This window comes from Halopseudomonas sp. L-58, assembly GCF_056859475.1.
Genome location: NZ_JBSXON010000031.1, coordinates 18356 through 28894, shown reverse-complemented (window position 1 = coordinate 28894; position 10539 = coordinate 18356). Strand labels below are relative to the sequence as shown.

8 protein-coding genes are annotated in these 10539 nt (G+C 64.7%); all 8 read left to right on the top strand.

Annotation, left to right across the window (positions count from 1 at the left end):
* Positions 1 to 183: 183 nt before the first annotated feature.
* The 8 genes from AC13EY_RS02330 to AC13EY_RS02295 all read left to right on the top strand — a co-directional run bounded on the left by AC13EY_RS02330 (position 184) and on the right by AC13EY_RS02295 (position 10478).
* The gene (locus tag AC13EY_RS02330; protein ID WP_482877119.1) at positions 184 to 1155 is read left to right on the top strand and encodes an IS110 family RNA-guided transposase; all 972 of its coding nucleotides are present in this window, start codon (positions 184 to 186) and stop codon (positions 1153 to 1155) included.
* A 143-nt stretch (positions 1156 to 1298) separates the two neighbouring features.
* A complete protein-coding gene (locus AC13EY_RS02325) occupies positions 1299 to 1676 on the top strand; it encodes a MerR family transcriptional regulator (RefSeq protein ID WP_335599281.1) in 378 nt (125 codons plus the stop codon).
* 52 nt (positions 1677 to 1728) lie between these two features.
* Entirely contained in the window at positions 1729 to 2892 is a 1164-nt protein-coding gene (locus AC13EY_RS02320) for an isovaleryl-CoA dehydrogenase (RefSeq protein ID WP_335599282.1), read from the top strand.
* A 177-nt stretch (positions 2893 to 3069) separates the two neighbouring features.
* Positions 3070 to 4677 carry a carboxyl transferase domain-containing protein gene (locus AC13EY_RS02315; protein WP_335599283.1) on the top strand — a complete coding sequence of 536 codons (1608 nt, stop codon included), beginning with the start codon at positions 3070 to 3072 and terminating at the stop codon, positions 4675 to 4677.
* 213 nt (positions 4678 to 4890) lie between these two features.
* A complete protein-coding gene (locus AC13EY_RS02310; RefSeq protein ID WP_335599284.1) occupies positions 4891 to 5691 on the top strand; it encodes a gamma-carboxygeranoyl-CoA hydratase in 801 nt (266 codons plus the stop codon).
* A complete protein-coding gene (locus AC13EY_RS02305; protein WP_482877116.1) occupies positions 5684 to 7621 on the top strand; it encodes an acetyl/propionyl/methylcrotonyl-CoA carboxylase subunit alpha in 1938 nt (645 codons plus the stop codon). The genes AC13EY_RS02310 and AC13EY_RS02305 overlap by 8 nt, the downstream gene beginning before the upstream one ends.
* Entirely contained in the window at positions 7618 to 8526 is a 909-nt protein-coding gene (locus tag AC13EY_RS02300; RefSeq protein WP_335599286.1) for a hydroxymethylglutaryl-CoA lyase, read from the top strand. Before AC13EY_RS02305 ends, AC13EY_RS02300 begins: the two co-directional genes overlap by 4 nt.
* Positions 8523 to 10478, top strand: coding sequence for an acetoacetate--CoA ligase (locus AC13EY_RS02295; protein ID WP_335599287.1), 1956 nt, complete (start codon positions 8523 to 8525; stop codon positions 10476 to 10478). Before AC13EY_RS02300 ends, AC13EY_RS02295 begins: the two co-directional genes overlap by 4 nt.
* The last annotated feature ends 61 nt before the right edge of the window (positions 10479 to 10539 follow it).

The window sequence follows — 10539 nt, the reverse complement described above, 5'->3', positions numbered from 1 at the left end:
GGCAGGTGACAGGCCGGTGTGGCCCTGAAGCCTCAAGAGCTTGGTTCGTAGATGGGCCGTCACCTGCCAACACACTCAGACAGTTCGAACGGTATCTGGTGCCGGTGCTGAGCGCCTGAGCACGTATTCGCAAGGTAGAACAGAGTGTGGTGACGATCACCTGTCAACAGAGCCGGAGGCCCCATGACCTGCGTTATCGGAATCGACATTGCCAAGCACACCTTCGACATCGCTAAGCCGCTGGAGCGCGATAAATACCGCACCAAGGCCAAGGTGGCGAACACCCCCGAAGGCTTCAAGCAATTTGACCAATGGTTAGAGAAGCACGCCGAGCCACATTGCTGGGTGCTGATGGAGGCAACCAGCGTGTACCACGAAGCGCTGGCGACGCATCTGCATCAGCAGGGCTATCAGGTCTGTGTCATCAACCCTGCACGCATCGCCAAATATGCGCAAAGCGAGCTGCGCCGGGTTAAAACCGACAAGACCGACGCCAAACTGATCGCCCGCTACGCACAGCGCCATCTGGAAGAGCTGCGTCCTTGGGAGCCCGAGCCCGAGAGCATCCGTCAGCTACGCGGCCTGGTACGTCGGCTTGCCGACCTGAAGGCGTTGGCGCAGATGGAGCGCAACCGTCTGGACGTCAGCGCTGAATCCGCTCAAGCCTCTATCCGCATTCACTTGGAGCACCTGGACGGCCAGATAGCCCTGATCAGTAAGGCCATCAACGATCACATCGACAACGACCCTGACCTGCGCGAGCAGAAGCAGTTAATGAAGACCATTGATGGTGTCAGTGATGGCACTGCCGCCACACTGCTGGCGGAGCTGGGCAGCCCTCTGCGATTCGACAGCGCAAGGCAGCTGGCAGCGTTCTGTGGTCTGAATCCGCGTTTGCAGGAATCTGGGATATACCGAGGCAAGTCGACCATCTCGCGCACCGGGTCAGGCCGATTGCGCGCAGCGCTATACATGCCAGCGCTGTCGGCGATGACCTACAACCCGGTCATCAAAGCGATGAAAGTGAGGCTGGCTGAACGCGGTAAAACTGGTCGGCTGGTTGTCTGCGCAGCCATGCGTAAGCTGCTGCACCTCATCTACGGCGTACTGAAATCAGGTCAGCCGTTCGACCCGATCAGAGCACTTGCACACTGATCGGGAAGACGGTATCTACGACGTGCATTGTCTCGTTGCAGCCTCCCCGACAACCGTCGTCACGTGCCTTTACTCCTGCTTGACGGCGTTGCGTCTCAAAGCTTACCTTTACGTTAACGTAAAGCAACACAAGCTGCCGCTCCATGACTCAGACCTACAGCATTTCCGACCTTGCCCGTGAGCTGGATATCACCACGCGGGCGATTCGTTTTTATGAGGAGCAGAACATGCTGAGCCCCGAGCGTCGTGGGCAGGAGCGGGTTTATAGCCCTCGGGACAAGGTGATTCTCAAGCTGATTCTGCGCGGCAAGCGCATTGGCTTTTCGCTGGCGGAGTGCAAGGAGTTGATTGAGCTGTACGACCCGGGTCACGGCAATCGCAAGCAGCTGGAAACCTTCTTGGACAAGATCACCCAGCGCCGTGCGCAGCTGGCGCAGCAGTTGCTGGATATCGAGCAGATGCAGATCGAGCTGGATACCGCGGAGGAGCGCTGTCGAACGGCGCTGGAGCAGACCCGGTAGCCGCTTTCTTTCCCTTTTAAACGCCTACACAACAATAAATACAGGTGACCCCATGCATTACCCATCGCTGAACTTCGGTCTTGGCGAGACCATCGACATGCTGCGCGAGCAGACCCGCAACCTGGTTGATGCCGAGCTGGCGCCGCGGGCGGCGGAGATCGACCGGGAGAATCAGTTTCCGCAGGATATGTGGCGGCGCTTTGGTGACATGGGGCTGCTGGGCATTACCGTGCCTGAGGAGTATGGCGGCTCGGGGCTGGGGTATCTGGCGCATGTGGTGGCGATGGAGGAGATCAGCCGTGGGTCGGCGTCGGTGGGCTTGTCCTACGGGGCGCACTCGAACCTGTGCGTTAACCAGATCAACCGCAACGGTACGCCGGAGCAGAAGGCGAAGTACCTGCCCAGGCTGATCAGCGGTGAGCATATCGGGGCGCTGGCGATGAGTGAGCCGAACGCCGGTTCCGATGTGGTCAGCATGAAGCTGCGGGCCGAGCGTCGGGGCGATCACTTCGTGCTCAATGGCAGCAAGATGTGGATCACTAACGGCCCGGACGCGCACGTTTACGTCATTTACGCTAAGACTGAACCGGAGCTTGGCCCCCACGGCATCACCGCCTTTATCGTCGAGCGCGATTGGGCGGGTTTCTCCCGTAGCCCCAAGCTGGACAAGCTGGGCATGCGCGGTTCGAACACCTGTGAGCTGGTGTTCAACAACGTCGAGGTGCCGGTCGAGAACATCCTCGGTCAGGTCAACGGCGGCGTGAAGGTGCTGATGAGCGGGCTGGATTACGAGCGGGTGGTGCTCTCCGGCGGCCCGACCGGGATCATGCAGAGCTGCATGGAGGTGGTGGTGCCCTATATCCACGACCGTCAGCAGTTCGGCCAGAGTATTGGCGAGTTCCAGCTGATCCAGGGCAAGGTCGCCGACATGTACACCCAGCTGAACGCCAGCCGTGCTTACCTCTACGCCGTGGCGCAGGCCTGCGACCGTGGCGAGACCACCCGCAAGGACGCCGCCGGGGTGATTCTCTACACCGCCGAGCGCGCGACGCAGATGGCGCTGGACGCGATCCAGATTCTCGGCGGCAACGGTTACATCAACGACTACCCCACCGGCCGCCTGCTGCGCGACGCCAAGCTGTACGAGATTGGTGCCGGCACCAGCGAGATTCGGCGGATGTTGATTGGACGGGAGCTTTTTAATGAAACGCGTTGAACAAGCTGGAAGTCGGAAGCTGGAAGCTGGAAGCAGACCGGAGCGGGCTCTGTTTTCTGATGCCAGCTCGGGATTCGCATTGGCCTGCTCGATCCTTTCGCTTAGCGCACAGCCTCTGCTGTGCCGCCGGGCTACTTCCAGCTTCCAGCCTCAAGCTTCAAGCTCGGGAGTCATGCAATGACGACCCTACCAACCCAAATCACCCCCACCTCACCGGAATACGCGGCCAACGCAACGGCCATGCGCTCTCTGGTCAGCGAGCTGCAAGCCCTGCTTGCCGCCATTGCCGAGGGCGGTGGCGAGGCGGCGAATGCGCGGCATCTGGCGCGTGGCAAGCTGCTGCCGCGTCAGCGGGTGGATGCGCTGCTCGACCCCGGTTCGCCCTTTCTGGCGATCGGCCAGCTGGCCGCCCATGAGGTCTATGGCGAGTCGGTGCCAGCTGCCGGGGTGATCGCCGGTATCGGCCGGATCGAAGGCGTTGAATGCATGATCATCGCCAATGACGCCACGGTGAAGGGTGGTTCCTACTATCCGCTGAGCGTGAAGAAGCATCTGCGGGCGCAAACCATCGCTCGCGAGAACCGCCTGCCCTGCGTCTATCTGGTCGACTCCGGTGGCGCCAACTTGCCACGCCAGGACGAGGTGTTCCCGGACCGTGAGCACTTTGGGCGGATCTTCTTCAATCAGGCCAACATGAGCGCGGCGGGCATTCCGCAGATCGCTGTGGTGATGGGCTCCTGCACCGCTGGCGGCGCTTACGTGCCGGCGATGGCCGACGAGACCATCATGGTGCGTGAGCAGGCGACCATCTTCCTCGCCGGGCCGCCGCTGGTGAAGGCGGCAACTGGCGAAGTAGTCAGCGCCGAGGCGCTGGGCGGCGCGGATGTGCACTGCCGTACCTCAGGCGTGGCCGACCATTACGCCGAGAACGACGAACACGCCCTGGCCCTCGCCCGCCGCTGTATCGCCAATCTGAACTGGCACAAGCAGGGCGAGCTGAACAGCCGCCCGGTGCTGCCGCCGCGCTATCCGGTGGAGGAGCTGTACGGGGTGATTCCGGCTGACAGCAAGCAGCCGTTCGACGTGCGTGAGGTGATTGCGCGGCTGGTCGACGACAGCGCGTTCGATGAGTTCAAGGCGCTGTTCGGCACCACGCTGGTGTGCGGTTTTGCGCACCTGCACGGCTACCCGGTGGCGATTCTGGCCAACAACGGCATCCTGTTTTCCGAGGCCGCGCAGAAGGGCGCGCACTTTATCGAACTGGCCTGTCAGCGCGGCATCCCGCTGCTGTTCCTGCAGAACATCACCGGCTTTATGGTCGGCAAAAAATACGAGGAAGGCGGCATCGCCAAGCACGGCGCCAAGCTGGTGACCGCGGTGGCCTGTGCCCGGGTACCCAAGTTTACGGTGATCATCGGCGGCAGTTTTGGCGCCGGTAACTACGGCATGTGCGGCCGCGCCTACGATCCGCGCTTCTTGTGGATGTGGCCGAATGCGCGCATCTCGGTGATGGGCGCCGAACAGGCCGCGGGCGTGCTGGTGCAGGTCAAGCAGGAGCAGGCCGAGCGCAGTGGCGAGCAGTTCAGCGCCGAGCAGGCCGAGGCCCTGCGCCGGCCGATCCTCGATCAGTACGAACGTCAGGGCCACCCCTACTACGCCAGCGCCCGCCTGTGGGACGACGGCGTGATCGACCCGGCGCAGACGAGGGATGTGCTGGGGTTGGCGATATCGGCGGCCCTCAACGCACCGATTGAGGCGACGCGGTTCGGGGTGTTTCGGATGTAGCGGCGCGCGGAGCGCGCCAGCGGGAAGCGGGAAGCGGGAAGTATTCCGCGCGATGCGGGTGTTAGGTGTTTTGGTATGCATCGCAATCGTAAACCGACGTATAGATCAACCGCTGCACGGGCTGCTTCCAGCTTCTAGCTTCAGGCTTCCAGCCCGGCCGCCTTACAGCGGCAGAGCGCCGTGGTAAGCCAGGCTCTAATCGAGAAGAACAAGATGAATGATTACCAGACAGTCGAACTCGAATTCACCGAAAAAGGCGTAGCCACCCTATGGCTAAACCGGCCGGAGAAAAACAACGCCTTCAACGCCCAGATGATCCGCGAGCTGCTGGATGCGCTGGATGCGGTGGCGGCCAACCCGGCGGTGCGCTTTATGCTGCTGCGCGGCCGTGGCAAGCATTTCTCCGCCGGCGCGGATCTGGCCTGGATGCGCGACTGCGCGGCGCTGGATTACAACGCCAATCTGGACGACGCCCGCGAGCTGGCCCAGCTGATGGCCTCACTGGCGCAGCTCAAGGTGCCGACACTGGCGGTGGTGCAGGGTGCGGCCTTTGGTGGCGCGCTCGGGCTGATCAGTTGCTGCGACATGGCGATTGGCGCGGAGGACGCGTTGTTCAGCCTGTCTGAGGTGCGCATCGGCCTGCTGCCGGCGGTGATCAGCCCCTATGTCACCCAGGCCATCGGCGCCCGCGCCACCCGCCGCTACGCGCTGACCGCCGAACGCTTTGACGGCCTGCGCGCCCGCGAACTGGGTCTGCTCGCCGAGTGCTATCCGGCAGCCGAGCTGGATGCGGCACTGGCGCAGTGGGTCGGTAACCTGCTGCAGAACGGCCCGCAGGCGATGATGGCCACCAAGGCGCTGCTGCAGGAGGTCGGGCTGGGTGAAATGAGCACCCCGCTGCGCCGCTACACCGAGGCCGCGATTGCCCGGGTGCGGATCAGCCCCGAAGGTCAGGAGGGCCTGTCGGCCTTCCTGGAGAAACGCCAACCCGACTGGTGCGCAAGCCATGATTGATTCTCTGCTGATTGCCAACCGCGGCGAAATTGCCTGCCGCATCATGCGCACCGCGCGCGAGTTGGGTATCGCCACCGTGGCGGTACACAGCGATACCGACCGCGACGCCCTGCACGTGCGCTGCGCCGATCAGGCGGTCAACCTGGGTGGCGCGCGGCCGAGCGAGAGTTATCTGCGGGTTGAGGCGATCATCGCCGCGGCCAAGGCCACCGGTGCCCATGCGATTCACCCTGGTTACGGCTTTCTCTCCGAGAACGCCGATTTTGCCCGCGCGGTTGACGCCGCCGGGTTGATCTTCGTCGGCCCGCCCGCCAGCGCGATTGATGCCATGGGCAGCAAGTCGGCGGCCAAGGCGCTGATGGACGCCGCCGGGGTGCCGCTGGTGCCCGGTTATCACGGCGACGATCAGGCGCTGGAGACCTTTCGCGTCGAAGCCGCCAAGATCGGTTACCCGGTGCTGCTCAAGGCTGCAGCCGGTGGCGGTGGCAAGGGTATGAAAGTGGTCGAGAGCGAAGCGCAGCTGGCCGAGGCGCTGTCGTCGGCCCAGCGTGAGGCGCAGGCCGCCTTTGGCGACGCGCGCATGCTGGTCGAGAAATATGTGCTGCAGCCGCGCCATGTGGAGATTCAGGTGTTTGCCGACCAGTACGGCAACGGGGTGTATCTGGCCGAGCGCGACTGCTCGATCCAGCGGCGCCACCAGAAGGTGGTGGAAGAAGCACCGGCGCCCGGCCTGTCGCCGGAATTGCGCCGGGCCATGGGCGAGGCGGCGGTCACCGCCGCGCGGGCCATCGGCTACGTTGGCGCCGGTACCGTGGAGTTTCTGCTCGACGCCCGTGGCGAGTTCTTCTTCATGGAGATGAACACCCGTCTGCAGGTCGAGCACCCGGTGACCGAGTTGATCACTGGGCAAGATTTGGTCGCCTGGCAGCTGCGTGTGGCGCAAGGGCAACCGCTGCCGCTGAGCCAGGAGCAGATTATGCTGCGCGGTCACGCGATTGAAGTGCGGCTCTACGCCGAAGACCCGGAGCAGGACTTTCTGCCCGCCAGCGGCGAGCTGACGCTGTACCGCGAACCAGCGGCGGGCGCTGGGCGGCGGGTCGACAGCGGGGTGGTCGAGGGTGACCGCGTCTCGCCGTTCTACGACCCGATGCTGAGCAAGCTGGTTGCCTGGGGCGAAGACCGGGAAACCGCCCGCCGCCGTCTGCTGGCGATGCTGGCCGAGCAGCAGCTGGGCGGAGTGCACAGCAACCTCGCCTTCCTGCGCCGGGTGCTGGCGCATCCGGCCTTTGCCGCCGCCGAGCTGGATACCGGCTTTATCGCTCGGCATGCCGACGCCCTGCTGCCCGCGCCTGCCCCGCTGCCCGACGCCTTCTGGGCGCTGGCCGCGCGTGCCTGGCTGCTGACGGCACCCAGCGCTGCGCGCGTCGATGACCCGCACAGCCCCTGGGCTGCCGGTTGCGGCTTGCGCCTTGGGCTGGCGTGCGAGCAGCGCCTGCATCTGCGCTGTGGCGAGGCCGAGGCGCGCGCCCTGCCCGCTACCGGTGTCAGCCTTTTGGGTGATCAGTTGCTGGTCGATGGCCGTCGCCACGCCGTGCAGCGCCGCGGTCAGTGGCTGTTTGTCGAGTGGGACGGGCAGCTGCAGCGGGTCACGCTGGTAGACCCGATCAGCGAGGTGGAAGCGCTGCAACACGGCCACGGCGGGCTGACCGCACCGATGAACGGCAGCGTGGTGCGGGTACTGGTCGAACCGGGTCAGCAGGTGGCTGCCGGCGAGCTGCTGGTGGTGGTCGAGGCGATGAAAATGGAGCACAGTATTCGCGTTGCCGAGGCCGGCGAGGTCACGGCGATTCACTGCGCCGAGGGCGACCTGGTCGAAGAAGGCCGGGTGCTGGTGGCGCTGCAACCGCTTGCTGAGGAGGCAACGGCATGAGCATGCCGCAACAGGTGCGACTGGTCGAAGTGGGCCCGCGCGATGGCCTGCAAAATGAAAAACAGCCGATCAGTGTCGCCGACAAGGTACGTCTGGTCGATGATCTGAGCGCTGCCGGGCTAAGTTATATCGAAGTCGGCAGCTTCGTCTCGCCCAAGTGGGTGCCGCAGATGGCCGGATCGGCCGAAGTATTTTCCGCGATCCAGCAACAGCCCGGCGTGACCTACGCGGCGCTGGCGCCCAACCTCAAGGGGTTTGAGGGCGCGCTGGAAGCCGGTGTGAAGGAAGTAGCGGTGTTTGCCGCGGCCAGCGAGGGGTTTTCCCAGAAGAACATCAACTGCTCAATTGCCGAGAGCCTGCAGCGCTTCGAGCCGATTATGGCGGCGGCCAGGGAGCACGGCGTGCGGGTGCGCGGTTATATCTCCTGCGTGCTCGGTTGCCCGATTGATGGTGACGTGGCGCCGGAGCAGGTCGCCGCGATTGCCCGCGAGCTGCTCGACAGCGGCTGCTACGAAGTGTCGCTGGGTGACACCATCGGTGTTGGCACCGCCGGTGATACCCGGCGGCTGATCGAGGTGGTTGGCCGCGATATCGACCGCAGCTTGCTGGCCGGGCATTTTCACGATACCTATGGGCAGGCGCTGGCGAACATTCACGCCAGCCTGCTGGAAGGCGTGGCGGTATTCGACAGCTCGGTCGCCGGGCTCGGCGGTTGCCCCTACGCCAAGGGTGCGACCGGCAACGTCGCCACCGAAGACGTGCTCTACCTGCTCAACGGCATGGGTATCGAGACGGGTGTGGATATGGCGGCGCTGGTGCAGGCCGGTCAGCACATCTGCAACGTGCTGGGCAAAACCAACGGCTCGCGCGTGGCGCGGGCCTTGCTGGCGCGGGAGCAGGCATGAGCGAACCCTTGTGGCGGCCGGCGCCCGAGCGGGTTGCGGCCAGTCGGATGGATGCCTTCCGGCGCTTTATCAATCAACGCCATGATCTGGCGCTGGCAGACTACGCCGAGCTGCATCAGTGGAGCGTCAGCGCGGTTGACGCGTTTTGGCAGGCGGTGGCCGACTTCTTTGCGGTGGACTTCAGCACGCCGCCGCAGCGGGTGCTGGATAACCCGGATGCCATGCCCGGCGCGCAGTGGTTTGCCGGTGCCGAGCTGAACTTTGCCGCCCACCTGCTGCGCCGCCGCGACGATCACCCGGCGCTGGTCGCGATCAGCGAAGACGGTCAGCGTGAGCAGCTCAGCTACGCCGAGCTGGCGGCGCGAGCGGCCGGGTTGCAGCAGCACCTGCTGAAGCTCGGTGTGCAGCCGGGTGACCGCGTTGCGGCGCTGATGCCCAATACCTGGCAGACCGTGGTCGGCATGCTGGCGGCGGCCAGTATCGGCGCGGTCTGGTCCTCCTGCTCGCCGGACTTTGGCGCGCAGGGCGTGGTCGACCGCTTCGGCCAGATCGAGCCGCGGGTGCTGATCGCCTGCAGCGGTTATCGCTACGCCGGCAAGCAACTGGACATGAGCAGCAAGCTGGCGGAAATCCTGCCGCAGCTGGGCGGCCTGCAGCAACTGATCATCGTGCCTTACGGCGGGGTGGAGCCGTGTCTGGCGGAGTTTGCCTCGGTGGTCTCGACCGCCCACTGGGACGACGTCAGCCAGCCGGCCGGCAGCCCGGCGTTCACCGCCCTGCCCTTTGCCCAGCCGCTCTACATTCTGTATTCCAGCGGCACCACCGGGGTGCCCAAGTGCATCGTTCACGGTGCCGGTGGTACCCTGCTGCAGCACCTCAAGGAGCACGGCCTGCACACCGATCTGGGCAGCGAGGACGTGCTGTTCTACTTCACCACCTGCGGCTGGATGATGTGGAACTGGCTGGTCTCCGGGCTGGCGCTGGGTGCTACGCTGGTACTTTACGATGGTTCGCCGTTTGAGCCCTCGGCCGAGCGACTGATCGACCTGGTCGACGCGGAAAACATCAGTATTTTCGGCACCAGCGCCAAGTACCTGGCCGCGCTGGAAAAGGCCGGGGTCGAGCCGAATCGCAGCCATCAGCTGAGCCGCCTGAAGGCGGTGCTGTCGACCGGTTCGCCGCTTGCGCACGAGGGCTTTGATTACGTCTACCGCTGCTTCAAAGCGGACCTGTGCCTGTCGTCGATCTCCGGTGGCACCGACATCGTCTCCTGTTTCGCCCTCGGCAACCCGACCGCGCCGGTCTGGCGTGGCGAACTGCAGTGCAAGGGCCTCGGCATGGCGGTCGAGGTGTGGGATGACGAGGGCCAGCGGCTGGCCGAGGGCAAGGGCGAGCTGGTGTGTACCCGGCCCTTCCCGTCGATGCCGCTGGGCTTCTGGAAGGATGAGGACGGCAGCCGTTTCCGCGCCGCCTACTTCGAGCGCTTCCCCGGCGTCTGGGCGCACGGGGATTACGCCGAAGAGACCCCGCACGGCGGGCTGATCATCCACGGCCGCTCGGATGCGGTGCTCAACCCCGGCGGGGTGCGCATCGGCACCGCGGAAATCTACCGGCAGGTGGAAAAGGTTGAGGCGGTGCTGGAATCGCTCGCCATCGGCCAGCAGTGGCAGGGCGATGTGCGGGTGGTGCTGTTCGTGCGCCTGCGTGAGGGGATGGAACTGGATGCGGCACTGGAGGCGGAGATCCGCCAGGTGATTCGCGCCAACGCCACCCCGCGTCACGTGCCGGCGAAGATCATCGCGGTCAGCGATATCCCGCGCACCCGCAGTGGCAAGATCGTCGAACTGGCGGTACGCAACGTGGTGCACGGTCTGCCGGTGAAAAACACTGACGCGCTGGCCAACCCTGAGGCGTTGGAGTTGTTTCGCGACCTGTCCGACTTGCAGTATTGACCAGGAAGGCCGAGTTCCAACTCGGCCACGTGGCTGCTGCGGAGCTTGCTGGTCGAGCGGG